This is a genomic window from Xanthomonas sp. MLO165, assembly GCF_018831305.1.
Lineage (GTDB): Bacteria > Pseudomonadota > Gammaproteobacteria > Xanthomonadales > Xanthomonadaceae > Xanthomonas > Xanthomonas arboricola.
In genome coordinates, this window is sequence record NZ_CP029263.1 from 3,547,183 (window position 1) to 3,570,081 (window position 22,899).

General features: G+C 66.7%; 17 protein-coding genes. 9 read left to right on the forward strand and 8 right to left on the reverse strand.

Going from position 1 to position 22,899, the window contains the following annotated elements; all coding sequences use genetic code 11:
• Positions 1–847 precede the first annotated feature (847 nt).
• From DGN21_RS14920 to DGN21_RS14935, 4 genes are all read right to left on the reverse strand, one after another.
• On the reverse strand, positions 848–2,017 hold the full coding sequence (locus tag DGN21_RS14920; RefSeq protein ID WP_215824977.1) for a lysozyme inhibitor LprI family protein: 1,170 nt from the start codon (positions 2,015–2,017) through the stop codon (positions 848–850).
• A complete protein-coding gene (locus DGN21_RS14925; protein WP_102580633.1) occupies positions 2,014–3,615 on the reverse strand; it encodes a hypothetical protein in 1,602 nt (533 codons plus the stop codon). The genes DGN21_RS14920 and DGN21_RS14925 overlap by 4 nt, the downstream gene beginning before the upstream one ends.
• A 136-nt stretch (positions 3,616–3,751) precedes the next feature.
• On the reverse strand, positions 3,752–4,624 hold the full coding sequence (locus DGN21_RS14930) for a hypothetical protein (RefSeq protein WP_184577621.1): 873 nt from the start codon (positions 4,622–4,624) through the stop codon (positions 3,752–3,754).
• 11 nt (positions 4,625–4,635) lie between these two features.
• Positions 4,636–5,109: a DUF3574 domain-containing protein gene (locus tag DGN21_RS14935; protein WP_024939416.1), complete on the reverse strand. Its 474-nt coding sequence runs from the start codon at positions 5,107–5,109 to the stop codon at positions 4,636–4,638.
• A gap of 229 nt (positions 5,110–5,338) precedes the next feature.
• Between DGN21_RS14935 and DGN21_RS14940 the strand changes: the two genes are divergently transcribed.
• The 7 genes from DGN21_RS14940 to DGN21_RS14970 all read left to right on the forward strand — a co-directional run bounded on the left by DGN21_RS14940 (position 5,339) and on the right by DGN21_RS14970 (position 17,313).
• Positions 5,339–7,774 carry a TonB-dependent receptor gene (locus DGN21_RS14940; protein ID WP_039525848.1) on the forward strand — a complete coding sequence of 812 codons (2,436 nt, stop codon included), beginning with the start codon at positions 5,339–5,341 and terminating at the stop codon, positions 7,772–7,774.
• A gap of 127 nt (positions 7,775–7,901) precedes the next feature.
• The gene (gene otsB / locus DGN21_RS14945) at positions 7,902–8,660 is read left to right on the forward strand and encodes a trehalose-phosphatase (protein ID WP_160954845.1); all 759 of its coding nucleotides are present in this window, start codon (positions 7,902–7,904) and stop codon (positions 8,658–8,660) included.
• 48 nt (positions 8,661–8,708) lie between these two features.
• A complete protein-coding gene (locus DGN21_RS14950; protein WP_024939413.1) occupies positions 8,709–10,487 on the forward strand; it encodes a glycoside hydrolase family 15 protein in 1,779 nt (592 codons plus the stop codon).
• A complete protein-coding gene (gene otsA, locus DGN21_RS14955) occupies positions 10,484–11,851 on the forward strand; it encodes an alpha,alpha-trehalose-phosphate synthase (UDP-forming) (protein WP_047127075.1) in 1,368 nt (455 codons plus the stop codon). The genes DGN21_RS14950 and otsA overlap by 4 nt, the downstream gene beginning before the upstream one ends.
• A 610-nt stretch (positions 11,852–12,461) precedes the next feature.
• Positions 12,462–14,900: a glucose/quinate/shikimate family membrane-bound PQQ-dependent dehydrogenase gene (locus DGN21_RS14960; protein ID WP_180970464.1), complete on the forward strand. Its 2,439-nt coding sequence runs from the start codon at positions 12,462–12,464 to the stop codon at positions 14,898–14,900.
• A 44-nt stretch (positions 14,901–14,944) separates the two neighbouring features.
• Positions 14,945–15,274 (forward strand): hypothetical protein, encoded by a 330-nt coding sequence (locus tag DGN21_RS14965; RefSeq protein ID WP_215824978.1) that lies wholly within the window; start codon positions 14,945–14,947, stop codon positions 15,272–15,274.
• A gap of 170 nt (positions 15,275–15,444) precedes the next feature.
• Positions 15,445–17,313, forward strand: coding sequence for a methyl-accepting chemotaxis protein (locus tag DGN21_RS14970; protein WP_215824979.1), 1,869 nt, complete (start codon positions 15,445–15,447; stop codon positions 17,311–17,313).
• Between the two features lie 429 nt (positions 17,314–17,742).
• Here the strand turns inward: DGN21_RS14970 and DGN21_RS14975 are convergent, their stop codons facing one another.
• The 4 genes from DGN21_RS14975 to rluD all read right to left on the reverse strand — a co-directional run bounded on the left by DGN21_RS14975 (position 17,743) and on the right by rluD (position 20,578).
• A complete protein-coding gene (locus tag DGN21_RS14975; RefSeq protein ID WP_311542488.1) occupies positions 17,743–18,138 on the reverse strand; it encodes a thiol-disulfide oxidoreductase DCC family protein in 396 nt (131 codons plus the stop codon).
• Between the two features lie 100 nt (positions 18,139–18,238).
• Entirely contained in the window at positions 18,239–18,763 is a 525-nt protein-coding gene (locus DGN21_RS14980) for a DUF4166 domain-containing protein (RefSeq protein WP_179465334.1), read from the reverse strand.
• A 2-nt stretch (positions 18,764–18,765) separates the two neighbouring features.
• Positions 18,766–19,581 carry a peptidoglycan editing factor PgeF gene (gene pgeF / locus DGN21_RS14985; protein ID WP_184433736.1) on the reverse strand — a complete coding sequence of 272 codons (816 nt, stop codon included), beginning with the start codon at positions 19,579–19,581 and terminating at the stop codon, positions 18,766–18,768.
• Between the two features lies 1 nt (position 19,582).
• The gene (rluD, locus tag DGN21_RS14990; RefSeq protein WP_054592204.1) at positions 19,583–20,578 is read right to left on the reverse strand and encodes a 23S rRNA pseudouridine(1911/1915/1917) synthase RluD; all 996 of its coding nucleotides are present in this window, start codon (positions 20,576–20,578) and stop codon (positions 19,583–19,585) included.
• 120 nt (positions 20,579–20,698) lie between these two features.
• Here rluD and DGN21_RS14995 point away from each other — a divergent pair, with 120 nt between their 5' ends.
• Together DGN21_RS14995 and DGN21_RS15000 are read left to right on the forward strand one after the other, a co-directional pair.
• Positions 20,699–21,580 (forward strand): outer membrane protein assembly factor BamD, encoded by an 882-nt coding sequence (locus DGN21_RS14995; protein WP_024939405.1) that lies wholly within the window; start codon positions 20,699–20,701, stop codon positions 21,578–21,580.
• 324 nt (positions 21,581–21,904) lie between these two features.
• Positions 21,905–22,891, forward strand: coding sequence for a hypothetical protein (locus tag DGN21_RS15000; protein ID WP_184577616.1), 987 nt, complete (start codon positions 21,905–21,907; stop codon positions 22,889–22,891).
• The last annotated feature ends 8 nt before the right edge of the window (positions 22,892–22,899 follow it).

Genomic DNA, 22,899 nt, shown 5'->3' on the forward strand with positions numbered 1-22,899 from the left:
CCTCACCGCTTGCGGGACACGCCGTGAATCCGTCCGTGGAGGCTCCTTGGCTGCACCCATGCCGCCAAGGGTCCCGCAACCGGCAAGGACACCGCGCCAGGAGGTTGGTTGGTGGTCGAATGAAAAGCTGCCTGTTGCGATTGCAAGTCTTGCGTCGGGACGCTGAAAAGTTTGCAGGTTGCTTTGTTGAGCCGCTGCCGTTACTCGGTCTGCGCTGGAAAGCTGATCGAACGCACGGTGATCCGAACAACGCACACCATGCTTTGCTTGCAACCAAACCACCGACCATCTCGACAGGTCCTTGCCCGCCCACCGTCGCGGGACCTTACGCGGCATGGATGCCGCGTAAGAGCCTACATGGACGTACTTGCGGCGTGTCCTGCGATGGTGGGCCGGCAAGGGCCCTGCAGCCAAGCGGCAGATCAGCCGCTCTGCAGCTGATACATCGGCGTCGTCCAGTCCTTTGGAGCACAGCACCAATCTCGTGAAAAGCCGCTTGTCGCGCGCGTGTCGGACGTCGAGTATCGAACAACGCGCATCACGCACTGCTCTTACCGTGCACACAGACCATCTCCACTGGTCCTTGCCCGCCCACCGTCGCGGGACCTCACGCGGCATGGATGCCGCGTAAGCGCCTACACGGACGTACTTGCGGCGTGTCCTGCGATGATGGGCGGGCAAGGGCCCTGCAGCCAGGCCGCAGATCGCATACTCCAGCTCTAGCGCTGGTTTTGCTTTGACTCTCGCTCACCCACATCGCCAACGCTCGAACCAGAACGACCAGCGTTGCCGCATCAAGCAACAACGCCGCCCGCCCGATGGCCGCGAGTGGCTGTCTCCGCCGCTCTCAGCTTGCGAAATCCAGCCGCGCGTTCACCCAGGCCGCCACGATGGCGGCGGCCGCCTGCTCGGCCTGCTTCGCAGGCAGGCGCTTCTCGCGCACCAGCCATGCGGCCGTGTCGGCGCGCACCTTCGGCAGTAACGCGCGCACGGCCTTGCGCTGTGCCGCCGGCCAGTCGCTGTCTTCCCCGGTCCAGGCGGCAATCGCCTTGTCCGGATCGTCGCCGTAGCGCTTGCGCAATGCCGGGGTCAGGTACAGCAATGGCGATACCGACGCGCGTAACGCGATGATTTTCCACTCGGCGTAACTGGCGTAGCGAATGGTGCCGGCGTCCTTGCTCAGGGCCTCGATCAACCCGTCGAAGCCGGCATCCAGCTGCTTCCAGCTGGCCAATGCAAACAGACCGCCCGGCGGCTCGCAGATCGGCGCGAACCCGTCGCGTGTCGAGCCATACAGCGACCCGAACGCCTCATACGCCGGCTCGCCCACTGCAGCAAAGATGAAGCAATGCACGTAAGGACGATGATCGCTGTTGTCGCGTTCGATCCACACCCGCAGCAATGTCAGCACGCGTTCCTGCGCCTGCATGGCGGGCATGCCATCCACATCGTCGAGCAAGGATGCGGCGAAGTCGTCGACCTTGCGCAGCGCCTTGCGCGCACTTTCAAACCGCGCACTCGCCAGCTTCGCATCCACGCCCGCGGCGGGGACAAACTGATGCAGATACGCCAGCCACGCCGAAGCCAGCGGCGTGTCGTAGCCCTGCAACTGGCGCGCGGCGTCGGCAGGCGCAGTGGGAATCAAGGCGATGATGCGATCCAGCGCCTGTTGCTGCACAGTCAGCGCCTTGGCCAGCACATCGGCCCTGGCCTTCACTGTGCGTTGCAGGCAGTCGTCCAGCTTGGCGTCCTGCGCGCAGGCATTGCGCTGCCGCAGCCAGGCGCGTTGCTGATCACGCACGCCCGCGACCGCGCTACGCGGCGTGGTGTCCAGCAGCGCCCGATAGGACTCGTCCAGCTGATCGTCCAGATGGCCCAGCGCCGGCACCTCGCACAGCCGTTTTTCGACCGCCGTGGCTGCCTGCTTGCAGTCGAACGACGCCGCCCAGGCACCGCCGGCGCCAAGCAATAGTGCGCCACCGATGATCACCCGCAACATGCTGGAGCAGGCTGTCATTGCACTGCCTCCTTGCGTGCGGGCAACAGCGAGAGCAGCAGCAGGGTCACCGCCAGCGCGACATAGGCACCCACGAACTGCCAGCTGATCACGCGCGCCAGGCCGTGCAGCGACCATGGCAGATAGATGCCGCCGCGCGGGTCCACCGAATGGATCAGGCCGAACAGCGTCAGCCCCGCGGCCACCAGCAGGAAGACCGCACCACGGCGCAGGCGGCCATCGATCATCGCCGCCACGGCGGCGATCCACAGCATCGCGGTGATGATGAAGCCATTGCCCAACGCGAAGATCACCGCCAGCTCCGGCAGGCCATGCCCATCGAGTTTGGTGGTGAGTGCGACCAGTTGATCCGGCGCAATCCAGCCCGGTGCCTTGATGGTCAGCAGGTACGCCACCGATGGCAGAAAGCCCAGCACCATCGCACCGGCGTGCTGCCTGGGCGTGGCCTGGAACGCCTGCGTGGTGATGTCGATCGACACGTACACGATGATCGGCGCCAGCACCGCCAGCGGCAGCCATTGCACCAAGCCGGAGATCACGCCGAGCATGCCACCGATGCCGACGAACAGGCCGGTCAGCAGCGTGTAACCGGAGCGCGCGCCCATGTGCTTGTAGGCCGGCTGGCCGATGTAGGGCGTGGTCTGCGCCACCCCGCCGCAGACGCCTGCGACCAGCGTCGCCAGGGCTTCCACCAGCAGGATGTCGCGGGTGCGGTAGTCATCGCCCGCGGCACGTGCGCTCTCGCTGACATTGATGCCGCCCACCACCATCAACAGGCCGAACGGCAGCAGCAGCGGCAGGTACGCCAGCGTGGCGGGCAGGCCGTCGATGAAGCCCAGGTTCGGCAGCGGCAACACGATCTGCGGCGGCGTCCATTCCGGCACCGCAAAGCCCGGTGCGCCCAGGCCGGCCAGTCCCAGCCCGTAATACAACGCCGTGCCAATCACGAACGCCACCAGCACGCCAGGCAACTTGGTCGGCAACCGGCCCTTGGCCAGCAGCACGTACAGCAGCAAACCCAGGGTGACGAAGCCGGCCACCGGCGAACGCAGGGTTTCCAGCAGCGGCAGCAAGCCCATCAACACCAGCGCGATGCCGGCGATGGAACCCAGCAAGGCCGCGCGCGGCAGCGCGCGCGTGACCGCCTCGCCGACGAACGACAGCACCAGCTTGAGCAGGCCCATCACCACCAGCGCGGCCATGCCGAGTTTCCAGGTGGCGATGGCAGCCGCCTGCGGGTCCAGTCCCTGTGCCTTGAAGCCGACGAATGCCGGGCCCAGCACCAACAGCGCCATGCCGATGCTGGTCGGCGCATCCAGGCCCAGCGGCATCGCGGTGACGTCGTCGCGCCCGGTGCGTGCAGCCAGCCGCCGCGCCATCAAGGTGTAGAGCAGGTTGCCCACCAGCACGCCGAACGCGGTGCCGGGAAACATGCGCCCGAACACCACCTCGGCCGGGAACTGGAACATTCCGACCAATGCCATCGCGATGAAGCCGAGGATGGAGAGATTGTCGACGACCAGGCCGAAGAAGCCATTGAGGTCGCCGGCGACGAACCAGCGCGGCGATGCCGCAGTACGCGAGGAAGGGGCCGACATGGGAGCCAGGAAGCGTGGGGATCGACCGATGGTAGCCGCTGCTCCGCACGCGCGACAGCGGCGCGGTGGATCAGAGCGTGTCGCCGCGATTGCGCCGGTCTGTTCCATGCCAGGCGGCTGCGTGGCGGCAACAGCCCTACTTCACCGCCGCAGCAACCTCGATCCAGCCGACGATGTCGCCACGGCCGGCACTGCGATAGCGTACCTGCACGCGCGTGGCATCGGCGCTGACATCCAGCGCGTCGGCCCGATCGCCTTGCACCAGATAGCGCTTGGTGCCGGTCGCCGTAGGGGTGGCGTAGAGCGGCAGACGCGCCACCTGCACGCGCAGCTGGACCGGCATCGGCGCGTCCAGGGTGGTGCCGATCTCGCTTGAAAGCTTCGCCCCGCGCGCGTCGTAACTGGGCCACACCGAGAGCGGCATGCCATCGCCGGTGCCTGGATCCAGCAAGGTCTGGATGTCGGGCGAGGCGATCGGCTGCTGCGTCCTGGCCACATACAACCGCCCATCGGCCGCGTAGCGATACACATCGGCGTACCACATCGGCCCGCTGCGGCAGGAGCTGGTCAGGCTGCGCTGCTGCTTGTCGGGCGTCAGATTGAAGAAGCCCTCGCACTGCACTGCCGGGCGCGTGGGCGCGGTCAGCGCACGAAAGCGCCGTTGCGCTGGATCGAACACAAATACCAGCACCGCTTCGTTGACCTGGCCGAGCATCGCCGACACCGCCAGATCCGCATGTCCGTCGAAGTTGTAGTCGTCGCTGTCCACACCGGCGCCGCCTTCGCCCTCGTCCAGGTTCGCGTCGAACCATTGCTCCTTGCCGCCCGGGCCCAACACCACATGCAGGCGCGCGCCGACCAGTGTGGCGGTCGCCTGTGTGTTTGCGTCCAGCGTCACCTGCACGCTGGTGTCGCGTGCAAAGCACGCAAACGACAGCCCACCCAGTGCGGCGAACAGCAGCTTGCGTGCAGCGCTCACGCGCAGCCGGTGCGGATGTTCAAGCCGCATGGTCGCCAGACTCAGAACGACACCTCCACCGCCTGCCGCGACCACAGCACCGACTGGTGGCCGGTGGCCTGCTTCCAGGCCAGGCGAATCGCCTCGATGTCATTGCGCCGCTGCGGGGTGTCCTCGTGCAGGATCACCAGCACCTTGGTGCCCAGCCGGTTCGGCTCCTTGGCACCGCGGAACAGCCACTGGCCGTAGGCGTCGAACACGGTCAGGCCGTCGGGAAAGCGCGGGGTCACTTCCTTGTCCAGAAATGCGCGCCATTGGGTTTCGTCGATGGTACGGGTCTGCGGGCGATCGGCCGGGCCGGTTTCCTCGCCCACGCCGAAGTACAGCTCGCTGCGCACCCAGCCGCGCGCCGCCGCCGGCCGCGCCGCATCGCCCTGCAGGCTGGCAGTGGTCGGGCCCGGCGCGCCGCCGGGGGTAGTGGCGCAGGCGGACAGCGCCAGCATGGCGGCAAGCAGGCAGGACGGCAGCAACTTCATCGACTTCTCCACAACGGGTACGTTTACGACGGATCGGGGGCGGGCTCATGCAGGGCCGGCATCAGCTGATGCCGGCGTGCGCGCACTGTGCCATCTCGCACGCGCCTGAACAACGCGATAATATCTCTCCATCCGGATGAATGTGGACGATCCGAACCCCCTTTGCGCCCCTGCCCGGCCGGATGCCGTCCGCGCGGCGCGTTCGCAGTTGCTGTCGCAGGAGAGAGAGATGACCCGCCCCACCCTTTCGGCTATCGGCCTGGCCGTGGCCGCCGTGTTGAGCGCCAACGCCCAGGCCCAGCAGGCCGCCCCCGGCGCCACCACGCTGGACACCGTGATCGTCACCGGCACCCGCGCCAGCGACCGCACCGTGCTGGAATCGACCGTGCCGGTGGACGTGCTCACCGCCGAGGACATCCGCAAGGCCGGCGTGGTCAACGGCGAGCTGGGCAGCGCGCTGCAGGCGCTGCTGCCCTCATTCAACTTCCCGCGCCAGTCCAACTCCGGTGGTGCCGACCATATCCGCGCCGCGCAGCTGCGTGGGCTCTCGCCCGACCAGGTGCTGGTGCTGGTCAACGGCAAGCGCCGCCACACCTCGGCGCTGGTCAATACCGACAGCAAGATCGGCAAGGGCACCACGCCGGTGGATTTCAACTCCATCCCGATCAATGCGATCAAGCGCATCGAAGTGCTGCGCGACGGTGCCGGCGCGCAGTACGGCTCGGACGCGATCGCCGGCGTCATCAACGTGATCCTGGACGACAACCCGGAGCGTGGGGAGCTGGAAGCCAGCTTCGGCGCCTACAACACCGACGTGGAGCCGATCAATCGCCGCGTCACCGACGGCCAGACCAGCTACGCCAGCGCCAAGGTCGGCAGCCTGCTCGGCGATGACGGCGGCTTCTTCAAGGTCGGCCTGGAGCTGAAGAATCGCGAGGCGACCAACCGCGCCGGCTTCGACCAGATTCCGTCGTTCGAGGAGCAGACCCCGGCCAACCTGGCGCTGGCCGGCAAGCGCAATTACGTGCTCGGGGATGGCGCCACCAAGGGCCTGAATGCCTGGCTCAACACCAAGGTGCCCTTCAGTGCCACCGGCGAGTTCTACGCCTTCGGCACTTACAACCAGCGCGACACCGAAGGCGCCAATTACTTCCGTTACCCGGATGGCAGCGCCAACTGGCGTGAGATCTATCCCAACGGCTACCGCCCGATTTCCGAAGGCGAGAACCGCGACCTGCAGGTCGTCGCCGGCGCACGTGGGCAGCTCGGCAGCTGGGACTACGACGCCAGCGTCAACTACGGCCGCAACGACTTCACCTACCGGCTGCGCAACTCGCTCAACGCCTCGCTCGGCCCGGGCAGCACCACCCGCTTCAAGACCGGCGATTTCGCCTTTGCGCAGACCGTAGGCAATCTGGATCTGACCCGCGTGTTCGATGCGGCCGGCGCCACCCACACCTTCGGCACCGGTGCCGAATTCCGCCGCGAGCAATACCGCACCCATGCCGGCGACCCGGCCAGCTATGCGGCCGGCCCGTTCACCGATCGTCCCACCGGCTCGCAGGCCGGCGGTGGGCTGACCCCGCAGGACGAGGCCGACCTGTCGCGTAACGTGGCCAGCGCCTATGCCAACGTGTCCAGCCAGTTCGGCGACAAGTTCTCCACCGACCTGGCCGGCCGTTACGAGCATTACCAGGATTTCGGCAGCCAGTGGACCGGCAAGCTGGCCGCGCGCTATGCCTTCGCCCCGGCGTTCGCGCTGCGCGGTGCGGTCTCCAACAACGTGCGTGCACCCTCGCTCAGCCAGATCGGCTACGAAGCCACGTCCACCGGCTACGACGCCGCCGGCCGCCTGACCCAGGGCCGCCTGCTGTCGGTCAACAACCCGATCGCACGCGCGCTCGGTGCCACCGACCTGAAGCCGGAAAAGTCGCTCAATTACAGCCTGGGCTTCACCAGCCAGCTGGGCGATCACTTCGACCTGTCGCTGGACTTCTTCCAGATCGATATTGACGACCGAATCGCGCTGTCCGAAGACATCACCGGCACCACGCTGACCGACTTCGTGCAGCAGAACTTCGCCGTTGCCGGCGTGCAGAGCGCCAGCTATTTCCTCAACGCCGCCGACACCCGCACCCGCGGCGCCGAGCTGGTCGGCAACTGGCGCCAGTATGCCTTCGGCGGCGACCTGCTGCTGACCGGCACCTACAGCTACGCCAAGACCGAGTTGAAGAACGTCATCGGCACCCCGGCGCAGCTGCTCGCGCTGGACCCGGACTACGTGCTGTTCGGTGTCGAGGAGAGCAACACGCTCACCGATGCCGCACCACGCACGCGCGCCGCGCTGGCCGCCAACTGGAACAACGAACACTGGAACCTGCAGACACGCGTCAATCGCTACGGCAGCGCCACGCGCGTGTTCGACTTCGGCGGCGGTTTCGTGCCACGCCAGACCTATGGCGCGGAATGGCAGCTGGACCTGGAAGCCGAGTACCACCTGGGCACGCAGTGGACGCTGGCGATCGGCGGCCAGAACATTCTCGACAACTACTCGGACCGCTCCATCGACGACATCGCCTACTTCGGCAACCTGCCGTACGACGTGCTCTCGCCGATCGGCAGCAACGGCGCGTATTGGTATGGGCGGGTGCGCTACTCGTTCTGACGCCGGGATGGATGGATCGGGGATTCGGGATTGGCAAGGGCGGCGCATCGCCAATCCCCACTCCCGAATCCCCACTCCCCGCTGTTGCATAACCTGAATATCACATCGCCTTGCGCACACTAGCGCGATGGCAGACGTGCACTCCCCCCTTCCGTCGCCGCCATTGCTGGACGATGCCTGCGCATTGTTTCTGGACGTGGACGGTACCCTCATCGACTTTGCCGACAGCCCCGAGGCTGTACGGCTCCTGCCCGAGGTCCGCGCGGCCATCGGCCAGCTAAGCGACCGCCTGCAGGGCGCCGTTGCACTGGTCAGCGGCCGACCGCTGTCGCAACTGGACGCCTTGTTCGCGCCGTTGCTGCTTCCGGCCGCCGGCCTGCACGGACACGAACTGCGTAGCGACATCGCCGCACGCGCGGCGATGCCGCAGGACACCTCCGAGTGGCTGCATGGCCTGCATCAGCGTGCCGCCGCACTCACGCACCGGCACCCCGGCGTGCTGGTCGAAGACAAGGGCGTCAGCGTCGCGCTGCATTGGCGCGCACAGCCGCTGGCCGGCCCCGACGTGCTCGCCTTTGCGCAGCAGGAAATCGCCCAGCTTTCCGGGTACCGCCTGCAACCGGGCGACCACGTGATCGAATTCGTGCCCGAAGGCAGCAACAAGGGCCTGGCGGTCGAACAGCTGATGCAGCAGGGCGCATTCGCCGGCCGCACGCCGGTGTTCGTCGGCGACGACCTCACCGACGAATTCGGTTTCGAAGCGGCCAATCGCCTCGGCGGCTGGAGCGTGCTGGTCGGCGATCGCGCCCAAACCAGCGCGCGCTTCCGCGTCGACGGCACCGCCGACGTGCATGCGTGGCTGCAACGCAACGCGCGCCAGGCCTGAGCGCGGCGCGCCTTCCCCTCTTTTCTTCAAAAGGATCGTTCGCACTCCATGACCGAGCCAAACCTGGATCTGGGCGTCATCGGCAACTGCAGCTTTGGGGCATTGGTCGATCGGCAGGCACGCGTGGTGTGGAGTTGCCTGCCGGCCTTCGACGGCGACCCGGCGTTCTGTTCGCTGCTCTCGCCCAAGCGCGAAGGCGGCGACTTTGCGGTGGAGCTGGAGGACTTCGCCAGCAGCGAGCAACACTATCTGCCCAATACCGCAGTGCTGCGCACCGTGTTGCGCGACCACCACGGTGGCGAAGTGGAAGTCATCGACTTTGCACCGCGCTGGCGCAACAACGGGCGTTTCTACCGGCCCGTCAGCATCATCCGGCAGATCCGCCCGCTCGCAGGCAACCCGCGCATCATCGTGCGCGCCCGCCCGCTGGCCGACTGGGGCGGACGCAGCCCGGAAACCACCTGGGGCAGCAATCACATCCGCTGGGTGCTGCCCGAATTCACCCTGCGCCTGACCACGGATGTGCCGGTGCGCTTCGTCCGCGACGGCCTGCCGTTCGTGCTCAGCCACCCGGTCAACCTGGTGCTGGGCGTGGACGAATCGCTGACCCGCTCGCTCACCGGCTACGTGCAGGAAGCGCAGGAACGCACTGAAGAATACTGGCGCGAATGGGTGCGCTACCTGTCGATTCCGCTCGACTGGCAGGAAGCGGTGATCCGCAGCGCAATCACGCTCAAGCTGTGCCAGTACGAGGACAGTGGCGCCATCATCGCGGCGATGACCACCTCGATCCCGGAAGCGCCCAACACCCCGCGCAACTGGGATTACCGCTATTGCTGGCTGCGCGACGCCGCATTCGTGGTGCGTGCGCTGAATCGCCTGGGCGCCACCCGCACGATGGAGCAGTTCATCGGCTACATCTTCAACATCGCCACCGCCGACGGCACCATGCAGCCGCTGTATGGCATCGGTTTCGAATCGCAGCTGGAAGAGCACGAAGTCGAAACGATGGACGGCTACCGCGGCATGGGCCCGGTACGCCGCGGCAACCTGGCCTGGATCCAGCAGCAGCACGATGTCTACGGCAGCGTGGTGCTGGCCTCCACCCAGCTGTTCTTCGATCTTCGCCTGAAGGATCAGGGCGATGCGGATACCTTCCGCCGCCTCGAGCCACTGGGCGAGCGCGCGTTCGCGCTGCACAACGTGCCCGATGCCGGTCTGTGGGAATTCCGCGGCCGCGCCGAAGTGCATACCTACACCGCTGCGATGTGCTGGGCCGCCTGCGATCGCCTGTCCAAGATCGCCGACCGGCTGGTGCTGCCCGAGCGCAGCGTGTACTGGCGCGAGCGCGCCGACACCATCCGCGAACGCGTGCTGGACGAGGCGTGGAGCGAAGAGCGCGGCCATTTCACCGATACGCTGGGCGGTCATCGCCTGGACGCATCGCTGTTGCTGCTGGCCGATATCGGCATCGTCGCCAACGACGACAGCCGCTTCGTGCGCACGGTTGAAGCGGTTGGACGCGTGCTCAAGCATGGCGATGCGCTGTATCGCTACATCGCACCGGATGACTTCGGTGAGCCGGAAACCAGCTTCACCATCTGCACGTTCTGGTACATCGACGCGCTGGCCGCGATCGGTCGCAAGGAGGAGGCGCGTGAATTGTTCGAACGCATCCTCTCGCGCCGCAATCACCTCGGCTTGCTGTCGGAGGATTTATCGTTTGAAGACGGCGAAGCCTGGGGGAATTTCCCCCAGACCTATTCGCATGTGGGCTTGATCATCGCAGCGATGCGCTTGTCGCGGAGCTGGCAGGAGGCGTCATGAGTCGTTTGGTTGTGGTATCCAACCGCGTTGCAGTGCCCGGCGAAAACCGCGCCGGCGGGCTGGCGGTTGGTCTGTTGGCTGCACTCAAGGAGCGCGGCGGTGTGTGGTTCGGCTGGAGCGGCAAGACCGTCCGCGGCGACAGCGGCGGCATGCACGAACAGACCGAGGGCGACATCAAGTTCGTCACCATGGACCTCAACAAGCGCGACATCGATTCCTACTACAACGGGTTCGCCAATCGCACGCTGTGGCCGCTGCTGCACTTCCGCCTGGACCTGGTCGATTACGACCGCGCCACCCGCGAAGGCTATATGCGCGTCAACCGGCTGTTCGCAGAAAAGCTGGCGCCGTTGTTGAAGGATAGCGACACGCTGTGGATCCACGATTACCACATGATCCCGCTGGGCGCGATGCTGCGCGAGCTGGGTGTGGGCTGCAAGATGGGCTTCTTCCTGCACGTGCCGATGCCCTCGGCCGACCTGATGCAGGCGATGCCGGATCACGCGCGCTTGTTCAGTACGTTCTACGCGTACGACCTGGTCGGCTTCCAGACCCAGCGCGATGCCGAGCGCTTCAAGGCCTATGTGCGCCTGTTCGGCGGTGGCCGCATTCTCGAAGGCGACATCGTCGAAGGCCCCGGCGGGCGTCGCTTCAGTGCCGCGGCGTTCCCGATCGGGATCGATACCGACTTGATTGCCAACCAGGCCAAGGCCTCGGTCGGCAAGCAGGCAGTGCGCGACCTGCGCGAAAGCCTGCGTGGCCGGCAACTGGCGATCGGCGTGGACCGGCTGGATTATTCCAAGGGCCTGCCGGAACGCTTCCAGGGTTTCGAGCGCTATCTGGAGCGTTATCCGGACCAATCCGGCAGCCTGACCTATCTGCAGATCGCGCCGGTATCGCGCGGCGACGTCAACGAGTACCGCCAGTTGCGCGGGCAGCTGGAACAGATCGCCGGCCACATCAACGGTGGACATGCCGAGCCGGATTGGACGCCGCTGCGTTACGTCAATCAGAACTTCAGCCATGCGACGTTGACCGGCTTCTATCGCGCGGCCTCGGTTGGCCTGGTCACGCCATTGCGCGATGGCATGAACCTGGTCGCCAAGGAATTCGTGGCGGCGCAGGATCCGCAGAATCCAGGCGTCCTGGTGCTGTCGCTGCTGGCCGGTGCAGCGGATGAAATGAAGGAGGCACTGCTGGTCAATCCGCATGATCTGGACGGCGTGGCCGACGCGATCGCAACCGCAGCAAGCATGCCGCTGGCAACACGCATCGAACGCTGGAGCGCGATGATGGATCACTTGCGCAAGAACAACATCAACCACTGGCGCCAGCGCTACCTGCAGGCACTTGCAGATATCTGACTCCGGTGTCCGCAACGCAGGCTGCCAGCACCACGCTATCAGCACAGAAGCGCTGCGCACCGGCAGCGCCCCCCTTCTCCCCTCGGGAGAAGGTGCCCGAAGGGCGGATGAGGGTACGCGTGCACGTACAAGTGGAAATGTCCGAAGCGCAAACTCCCAGCTTCTACAAATCCCGACTCCCGAATGCCGAATCCCCGCCTCACCGTTTGAGTCAATAACTCAATAGAACTACTGCAGGATCCTGCATTTGTCGCCACATGCGAATGCACCCAACACCGCCTGACACCCACAGCAATCTTCAGCCGCATCGAATTTGAGTAATTCCAGCGCCTCAACCGCATGGCCTGGAACGTTGGTTCTCATTCCGTCACGGACACACGCGTCATTGCGGTCTAAAATATCTGCATGAGTAGCGCTGAGGACCCTGGGAGGGGCTGCGCGTTCATATCCGGACGTTCTGCTTTAGGACGTTTTTGTTGGATCCAAGGCCGCCCTTTGCCAGCCTGTGATCTTGCTCCCTCCACGACTCGCCACCGCCTGCCGGTGCCTGGGTCCTTCCTGACATCTCAAAATGACTGATCAATCCTCAAAACGTGGACTAGGCACCTGGTTGCTGGTGGTCTATGCCGTGGTGATCGCCGTGCTCGGTGCGGTGCTTGCCTACGAGGGCGGCCGCCTGGTCGCCGTCGGTGGCTCCTGGTATTACCTGCTGGCGGGCATCGGCCTGTTCCTGGCCGGCGTGTTGCTGGCGCTGGGCAAGCGTGCCGGCCTGTGGCTGTTTGGCGCCACGCTGGCGGCCACCATCGCCTGGGCGCTATGGGAAGTGGGCCTGGATGGCTGGGGCCTGGTCCCGCGTCTGGCCTGGATGTCGGTGCTGGGGCTGGTGTTGCTGCCGTTCTGGGGCGTGGCCCGCCGCCGTATGCAGCCGCTGTCGGGACTGGGCTATGTGCTGGTGACCGGCGTGCTGCCGATCCTGGGCGCGACGCTGATCCTGTGGCCGCTGCTGGTGCCGCGTAATGTCGAACTGGCCGATGCCTCCAAGCTGCCGGCCGAGAATGCGACGCCGTTCAGCCGCGCCAACGTGCCCAGCCCGGACGGTAACGTCGCGGCCAATCACGATGCCAGCAACTGGACCTCGTACGCCGGCTCCAACCTGTCCAACCACTACACCCCCGGCGCGCAGATCACCCCGGAGAACGCCAAGAACCTGAAGGTGGCCTGGGAGTTCCATACCGGCGATCTGAAGCCGGCCGGCTCCAAGCTGGGCTACGCCTTCCAGAACACCCCGCTCAAGGTCGGCGAGCTGCTCTACATCTGCACCCCGACCCAGAAGGTGATCGCGGTGGAAGCGGCCAACGGCAAGGAGCGCTGGCGCTTCGACCCGCAGACCAATCCGAAGGCGATGGCCGGCGTTGCCGCCACCACCTGCCGCGGCGTGTCGTACTACCAGGCGCCGCAAGGCACCGCCGAGTGCCCGACGCGGATCTTCTGGCCGATGGTCGATGGCCGCCTCGGCGCGCTGGACGCGCAGACCGGCAAGCTGTGCACCAGCTTCGGCAACAACGGCTTTGTCGATCTCAACGCCGGCACCGGCAACACCAAGCCGGGCTTCGTCGGCCCCACCTCGCCGCCGGTGGTGATGCGCGGCGTGGTGATCCAGCCCACCGGCCAGGTGCGCGACGGCCAGGAAGGCGATGCGCCGTCGGGCGTGGTGCGCGGCTTCGATGCGCTCACCGGCCAGCTGCGTTGGGCCTGGGACCTGGGCAACCCGGCGATCACCGCCGAGCCGCCGGCCGGGCAGACCTATACCCGTTCCACCCCGAACGTGTGGTCGCTGATGGCCGCCGACGACGAACTGGGCCTGGTGTATCTGCCGACCGGCAATGCCTCGGGCGATTTCTTCGGCAAGGGCCGCACCCCGCAGGATGAGGAATACACCGCCTCGCTGGTTGCCGTGGATGCGGCCACCGGCAAGGAGCGTTGGCACTTCCGCACCGTCAACCACGACCTGTGGGATTACGACATCGGCCCGCAGCCGAACCTGGTCGACTGGCCGGTCGCCGGCGGTGGCACCCGTCCTGCGGTGATCCAGGCCACCAAGTCCGGCCAGGTGTTCGTGCTGGACCGCGCCACCGGTGCGCCGCTCATGCCGGTCAAGCAGATCGCCGTGCCGCAGGGCACCGATCACGGCGACTGGACCGCGGCCACCCAGCCGATCTCGCCGGGCATGCCCAATACCGTGGGCGCACCGAGCCGCGAGTACGAAACCATCGTCGAATCCGACGCCTGGGGCATGACACCGTTCGACCAGCTGGCCTGCCGCATCCAGTTCAAGCAGCTGCGCTACGAAGGCATGTTCACCCCGCCGACCCTGCAGGGCTCGCTGGCCTTTACCGGCAACCACGGCGGCATCAACTGGGGCGGCGTCTCGGTCGATCTGCAGCGCGGCATCATGGTGATGAACAGCAATCGCCTGCCCTACACCCTGCAGGTCTACACCCGCGAAAAGATGAATGAGCTGGGCGTGGTGTCGGTGTTCGACGGCAAGAGCAAGACGCCGGGCTACATGGCGCAGAAGGGCCTGGCCTACGGCGCCCGCAAGGAGCCGTGGATGTCGCCGCTCAACACGCCGTGCGTGGCACCGCCGTGGGGCTACATCTCCGGCGTGGACCTGCGCACCCAGCAGGTGCTCTGGCGGCGTCCGCTGGGCACCGGTTACGACCAGGGTCCGATGGGCATCCCGTCCAAGACCAAGTTCGAGATCGGCACGCCCAACAACAGCGGCTCGTTGGCCACCGCCGGCGGCGTGACCTTCATCGGCGCGACCCTGGACGACTTCATGCGCGGCTTCGACACCCGCACCGGCAAGCAGGTCTGGGAGACCCGCGTGCCGGCCGGCCCGCAGGCCGCTCCGCTGAGCTACACCATCGACGGCAAGCAGTACATCGTGGCCGCCGTGGGTGGGCACGACCGCATGGAAACCAAGTCGGGCGACAGCGTGATCGCCTGGGCGCTGCCCGACGACGCGGGCGCCAAGCCGGCGAAATAAGCCGGTGTAGCGTCAGCTAGTTGGGTATCGATAGACCGGTCATCGTGAGATGGCCGGTTTTTTTTTGGGAATCGGGAATCGAGATTCGGGAATGGGAGAAGCGCTTTTCTGTCGTCTTTCAGGGCTGGGCTGGATTGATGGCGCGCCCGATTCCCCAATCCCCACTCCCGATTCCCCGCGCTTCGATGCGTGTTCGTCGCGTTGCACCGATGGCGCCACTGGTCAGTCCTGATTGCGTGCATGCGATCGGACTGCATGGCGTCGAGGTCTACGAAGTGTTTACGGAGCCCGCCGATATTTCACGTGAAATTTACAATTGCAAGACCGATATCCGGCTGCAAATCACGGTTTCGCAGCACATCGGGCAGCGCTGAAACCGCTTCCAAATCAACTACATCGGTGTTTTCAGGGGTCTGGTCGGCAGATTCCGACGAACGGTGATTTCACGCCGTCATGATTCGGGCTCGGCCGCCGATACCCCATAGCAGCCCATGCAGCGCAGGACGCCGCTCCCCACTCCGAATCACTCAGTTGGACTCAGCCTATGTCGCCCTCACCCGATGCCACCGCCGTCTCCCGCCCGCCTTCCGGCCGGAACCTTGCGCGTGCCAGCAGGGCCGCATGGCTGCCTGCCGCTGCACAGATCGGGCTGCTGGGCTTGCTGACGCTCTACGCCGCCACGCTGCTGCCCGGCGGTGTCTGGACCGGCTTGGGCCGCTTGCTGCCGGCGCTGCTGGTACTGGGCGCGGCAAGTGCCGGGCTGTGGTGGTGGGCACGCCGTCGCGGTCTGGCGCAACTGCAACAGGCGATCGGCACGGTGACCGCCATCGGTGAAGGGCGCTTTCAGCGCCTGGATCTGCGCACCGCCTCCGGCGAACTCGCGCCGTTGCTGCACGCCCTGCAGGCGACCCAGGACAAGCTGGCCATCCGCCTCGATGTGATGGAACAGGGGCTGCGCCACGGCCAGTTCGTGATCAAGGCGCTGGACGATCTGGACACCATGATCCGCATCGCCGACGACGACGGCCAGGTGCTGTTCGCCAACCGCAAACTGCTGGCGATGCTCAAGCTGATCGAGCCGGATGTGCAGAGCTTCCGCCCCAGCTTCCATGCCGAAGGCTTCGTCGGCGGCAGCATCGGCGACATCTATCCCGACAGCCAGGCCGCGATCGACCGCATGCGTGCGCTGACCGCCTCCAAGGCGGTGCGCGCACCGTTCTTCGGCCACCAGATCGACTTCGTCTACAGCCCGATCATCGCCGCCGACGGCACCAAACTGGGCACCATCGCGCAGTGGATGGACGTCACCGCGCAGGTCAACGCCGAGCAGGCGCTGATCCAGATCATCGATGCCGCCGCGGCCGGCGATTTCAGCCGGCGCATGCAGATCGACGGCATGGATGGCGTGCTGCTGTCGCTGGCGCAGGGCATCAACCGCATCTACGACTCGGTGGAAACCCACCTGGCCGCCTTGGCGCGGGTGATCGGTGCACTGGCCGAAGGCGACCTCACCCAACGCGTGGAGGGCGATGCGCACGGCATCTTCGCGCGCCTGCGCGACGACACCAACCAGACCGTGACCCGGCTGACCGAGATCATCGGCGACATCCAGATCGCATCGGACACGATCCGCCGCGCGGCGGTGGAAATCGCCGCCGGCAACGCCGACCTGTCCGAGCGCACCGAGCAGCAGGCCGCCAATCTGGAAGAAACCGCCAGCTCCATGGAAGAACTCACCTCCACCGTGAAGCAGAACGCCGACAGCGCGCTGCAGGCCAACCGGCTGGTAGTGGGCACCGGCGAAGTCGCGCACAACGGCGGCCAGGTGATGGACGATGTGGTGTCCACCATGGGGCAGATCAGCACCGCCTCGCGCAAGATCGGCGAGATCATCGGCGTCATCGACGGCATCGCCTTCCAGACCAATATCCTGGCGCTCAACGCCGCGGTGGAAGCGGCACGCGCCGGCGAACAGGGCCGCGGCTTTGCGGTGGTCGCCTCGGAAGTGCGCGCGCTGGCGCGACGCTCGGCCGATGCGGCCAAGGAGATCAAGACGCTGATCGCCGACTCCACCGACAAGGTCGAACTGGGCTCGGGCCTGGTGCACCGCGCCGGCGCGACCATGCGCGAGATCGTCGGCTCGGTCAAACACGTCACCGACATCATGAGCGAGATCACCGCCGCCAGCGCCGAGCAATCCAGCGGCATCGAACAGGTCAACCGCACCGTCGCGCAACTGGACGAAGTCACCCAACGCAACGCCGCGCTGGTGGAAGAAGCCACCGCCGCCGCGCGCAGCCTGGAAGAACAGGCCGTGGAACTGGCCGATGCAGTGTCGATCTTCCGCCTGCAGCCTGCGCACAGCGGCAGCCCGAAAGCAGCGCCCGCAAGCTTCAAAAACGCAGCCGCGTAAGCCGCCGTCACGGAATCACCGTAGGAGCGCACCAGGGCGCGACGAAGCCTTCCCGGTAACGCCGCATCGCGCCCAGGTGCGCTCCTACACAAAGCAGGCGTGCCTGTCCGCCACCTCAGATCCAGCACACGCGGCCGAACAGCACTCCGTATCGACAAGCCATCAGAGAAATCAACGCGCAGTCGTAGGAGCGCACCCGGGCGCGACGAAGCTTTATCGGTAACGCCGCATCGCGCCCAGGTGCGCTCCTACACAAAGCAGGCGTGCCTGTCCGCCACCACAGATCCAACGCACGCGGCCGAACAGCACTCCGTATCGACAAGCCATCAGAGAAATCAGCGCGCAGTCGTAGGAGCGCACCCGGGCGCGACGAAGCTTTCCCGGTAACGCCCATCGCGCCCAGGTGCGCTCCTACGTCTAGCTGGGGCGCTAGTCGAGAAACCGCTCGCGCTGCTCCGGTGTCGGCAGCATGCAATGCTCGCTGCGACCGAACCAGCGGTAGCGATGGCGTGCGATCAGGCGATAGCCGATGTCGCGCGCGCGACGCGGCACCACGCGCAACACCGTAGCCAGCCGCCAGAAGCCGCCCAACCCGGCCAGCACCCGCACGATCGCGTCGCTGTCGGTCCACGCACCGCGGTCATCCACCAGCAGAAACGACAACGGGTCGTCCGGATCCAGGCCATGTTGCTGCAACAGCGCGCGTCCGGCCTGGCCCTGCATTGCGGCAAAGCGATAATGCCCGCGTCTATCGTGACGCAGCAGGAACCTGACCCAGCCATTGCACAGCAGGCACACGCCATCGAAAACGATGGTCGCGGGCACAGCACCTGGCTGACGGCCGGGCGGCTCCACGCGCGACGGCTTCGAGTGAGCAGGCTCCAACCGAGACGACTCCAGCTGAGACACGTCAGCGAGCGGTGGATCAACGCGGTTCAAGCCAGCCCTCGTAGCGAATGAACGGGCCGACCAGCGGCAAGTGCACGTCGACCAGGAATCCGTAACGCCCGGCGTCGGCATGCTCGCGGCAACGCACCTGCTCGAACCAGCGCGCAGGCAACCGGATCCAGCCCAATGCCCACACCCGCGTGGCCTGCCAGTACAGCGATTGCGCGTCGGCGCGCAGCGCGAATTCAAACCGCACCGCGCCCAGATGTTCGCGCAGGCGCGTGCCCTCGCGCCACAGGCGCGAATGCATCGGCAGGCCGCCGAACCGCCGATGCCAGCGCTCGCCCGCCGCGTCTGCAAGAAACTCCACTTCGACCTCCACCTCGCCACTGCGCGGCAAGCGGCTCAACAGCGCCAGTAACGGGACCAGCGCATGCGTGCCGCGTTGAATCCTTGCCCGGCCGGCGAAGGTCTGCCGCTGCTGCACCGAATGCAGCGCGCGCACCGGCGCAGGCAGCTGCGCGAACGCGTCCTGCCCCAGCACCTGCGCAAACAACGGCACGCTCAGGGCGCGATCCATGCCAGCGTGGCCATGCGTCCGCTGCGGCGGTCGCGACGATGCGAGAAGAAACGTTGCGGCTCGGAAATGGTGCACAGCCCGCCGCCATGGATCGCGCTGGCCGGCACACCGGCATGCTGCAGGCGCTGACGCGCCAACGCATACAAGTCCACCCGCCAATGCCCCGGGCGGGTCGAGACAAACGCGCGTTGCGCCTGCGCATCGTGCGCGACGAAGGCGTTGAACACGTCTTCACCGATTTCATAGGCCTGCGGCCCCGCTGCCGGCCCCAACCATGCCATCACCTGCTGCGGCGGCGTGCGCATCGCTGCCACGCTGCGCTCCAGCATGCCGTCGGCCAGGCCGCGCCAGCCTGCATGCGCGGCGGCCACTTCGCTGCCATCGGCAGCGGCGAGCACGACCGGCAGGCAGTCGGCGGTGAGGATCGCCAGCACCACGCCGGGCACAGCGGTCACCGCTGCATCGGCGACAGGTTCCTGCGCGCCTGGCGCGACAGTGCCCGCTGCAGGCGGCTGTTCGCCGGGCGCGAGCACGGGCGCTTCGACACGCAACACCTCCACCCCATGCACCTGACGCAGCCACTGCGGGGTACCGGGCAGTGCCAGCGCCTCGACCAGCAGCGCCCGGTTGCGTTCCACCTGCTCCGGCACGTCGCCATCGGCACTGTGGCGGTTGCCGAGGTTGAGCGTGTCGAACGGCGCCAGCGAGCCGCCCAGGCCGTGGCGCAGCGTAGTCAGCGCATGGATGCGTGGTGGCGCCGGCCAGTCGGCCGGCAGCACGAAGGGTGCGGCGGCGGCCACGTCAGCGGCGTGCCAGCTCGGCGGCGCGTGCGCTGTCTTCGCGCAGGGCCGTCATCAGCCGCTGCAGGTCGGCCGGCACCGGCGCGCTGGCGCGCACCGGCTCGCCGCTGACGGGGTGCAGGAATTCCAGGGTTTCGGCATGCAGCGCCTGACGCTTGAAGGTGCGCAGCTCGTGCACCAGTTCGTCGGTGGCCCCCTTGGGCAGCTTGAGCGCGCCGCCGTACAGCGGGTCGCCGACGATCGGCGACTTCAGATGCGCCATGTGCACGCGGATCTGGTGGGTACGCCCGGTTTCCAGCCGGCATTCCAGCGCGGTGTGTGCGCGGAAGCGCTCGCGCAGGCGGTAATGGGTGACCGCATCGCGGCCGTCGTCGCGCACCGCCATCTTCAGCCGATCGCGCGGATGGCGGTCGATCGGCGCGTTGGCGGTGCCGCCGGAGACCAGCGCGCCCACCACCACCGCCAGATACTGGCGATGCACATCGCGTGCGGACAGCTGTTCCACCAGCGCGGTCTGCGCCTGCACGGTACGCGCCACCACCATCACCCCACTGGTGTCCTTGTCCAGCCGGTGCACCACGCCGGCGCGCGGCACCGCCGCCAGCGCCGGGTCGCGGAACAGCAAGGCGTTGACCAGGGTACCGTCCGGATTGCCCGCGCCCGGGTGCACCACCAGCCCGGCCGGCTTGTCGATCACCAGTACCTGGTCGTCTTCGTACAGCACGCTCAGCGGGATGTCCTGCGGCGCGGCGTGGGTCTGGGTTTCCAGCACCACCTGCACCTGCACGCTCTCGCCGCCGCGCAAGGTGTCGCGCGGGCGCGCCATTTCCCCGTTCAGCAGCGCATCGCCGGACTTGATCCACTCAGACAGGCGCGAGCGCGAGAATTCGGGGAACAGCTCGGCCAGCACCGCGTCGAAACGGCGTCCAGCGGCGTTGTCGGGCACGATGGCCTGGCGGATGGACGGGTCGAGGGGGTCGGCAGATGGGTCGGACATGGACACGGGCACTCAGGCAAAAGCGGGAATTTGGCGGTCCGGGCGGCGGGAGTCAGTCGCCGGACAGGCCACTAGGCTATCATCGCGCTCTCGTTTTCCTGATGCGTCCTGCCCAGACCCATGATCCGACGGTCCACGTTTTCCGCGCCTGCGCGCCTGATTGCCCTCATGCTGGTCATGGCGTTCGTCGTCACCGGCTGCCACCGCGGCGCCAAGGACAAGAATCCCGATGAGGGCATGCCGGTCGAGCAGCTCTACGGCAAGGGCCACGGCCTGATGGAGAAAGGCAACTGGGCCGGCGCCGAAGCCAGCTACAAGCGCCTGATCGCCCAGTACCCGTACGGCCCGTACACCGAGCAGGCGATGATCGAAACCGCTTATGCCCAGTACAAGGCCGGCAAGCACGACGACACCGTCTCCAGCGTCGACCGCTTCATCCGGACCTATCCGACCCATCGCAACATCTCGTATCTGTACTACCTGCGCGGGCTGGCCAACAGCAACCGCGATACGGTGTTCCTGCGCCGCGTGTGGTCGCTGGATCCGAGCCGTCGCGACCTGTCCTCGCCGCAGCAGGCCTACAACGACTTCAACACCGTCACCGACCGCTACCCGAACAGCCGCTACGCGCCGGATGCGCGCAAGCGCATGATCGAGCTGCGCGACGTGTTCGCCCAGCATGAACTGGACAACGCGCTGTACTACCTGCGGCGCAATGCCTGGGTCTCGGCGGCCGGTCGTGCCAACTACCTGCTGGAAACCTATCCGCAGAGCGCCTACCAATACGACGCGGTCGCGGTGCTGGCCGAGGCCTACACCCACCTGGGCAACAAGACCCTGGCCGCCGACGCACGCCGCGTGCTGGAGCTCAACAGCCCGCAGCACCCGTGGCTGACCGGCGACTGGCCGAAGTATCCCTGGGCCATCCGCAAGCTCAACCCGTTCGCCGGCGAGAAGTCTGCCGCCACCGGTCAGCGCAACGCACAGATGAGCCGCGACTGAGACAGTAGTCGCCGGTGTAATGAGAAAAAGGGGCCGCAAGGCCCCTTTTTATTGCGGTAACGCGCCTGCGGCGGTGACGGCGCGCCGGCTGCCGCAGCACTCGCGATGCCTGGCGACAGTGACGCCTGATCGACCGGAAGATCGGCCGTCCCGCATTCCGCGCCCGCGCCCCACCCTCTCCCGCAACGCGGGGCGCGCCTGCCTGCGACAGCTGCAGGCACCTCGCCAGACCCGGCACCAGGTCACCGAACCGCGCCGGTGCGCTGCCTATACTCGGCCCTGAAGAAGACCCGACTCCCCGCTGGCGCCCACCCAGGAGGCCGCATGTCCCGCTGCATCGTCCCGTTCCTGCTCGCCCTGTTGCTGGCGGCGATGACCACCACCGCCACCGCGGCGCCGATCGTCTACGGCGTCAACGCCCACGACAATCGCCCCGGCTATTCCATGGCCCAGGCCGAGGCCCGCTTCCAACTGCTGGCCGCACGCAATCTGCGCAGCTACCGCTTCGATGTGGACCCGCGCGATTACGCAACGCTGGATGCGCTGGTCCCGCTGGCGCGCAAGTACGGCATCACGCTGCGCCCGATGGTCTACCCGATGTCGCGCGAGATCGGCTACCAGCTGGCGCGCCGCTATGCGGCCGACATCAAGGTCTGGGAAATCGGCAACGAACAGGATCTGGTGCGCGCCGAGGCCGATGCCCGCATCGCGGCAATGACCACGATGTACCTGGGCATGCGCCAGGCCTCCAACGAACTGGGTGCCGGCCTGCGTTTCACCATCAACATCACCGCCTGCAACAGCGACGACCGCAGCGCCAACGCACGCTGCCCCGGCGATCGCAATGGCTCGCTGTGGTTCCTGGCCAAGGCCAAGGCGGCCGGCTTCGATTTCGACCACATCAGCTTCCACTACTACGCCTTCCACCAGGATGCCGGCTACTGGAGCGCGTTGTACCTGGGCCAGCTACGCACGGCGGCGCAGACCTACAAGACCCCGGTGTTCTTCAACGAACTCAACTGTGCGGAGATCTACACCGGCAACACCACCGGCGGTGCGGAAGGCGACCGCGGCTGCTACGACAGCCTGGCGCAGCTGCTGCGCAACGTGCGCGACAACTATGCCGACGTGGTGTCCGAGGTGAACGTCTACGAATTGCTGGACCAGACCAGCATCCAGGGCGCCGAAGGCCATTTCGGCCTGATGTACGACCTGACCCGGCCCAAGCCGACCCTGGACCTGCTCACCCGCTTCGCCCAAGCACCGGCCACCGCAACGACAGCCGATGCGCCGGGCGACCGACCGCAATAGCCGTTCGG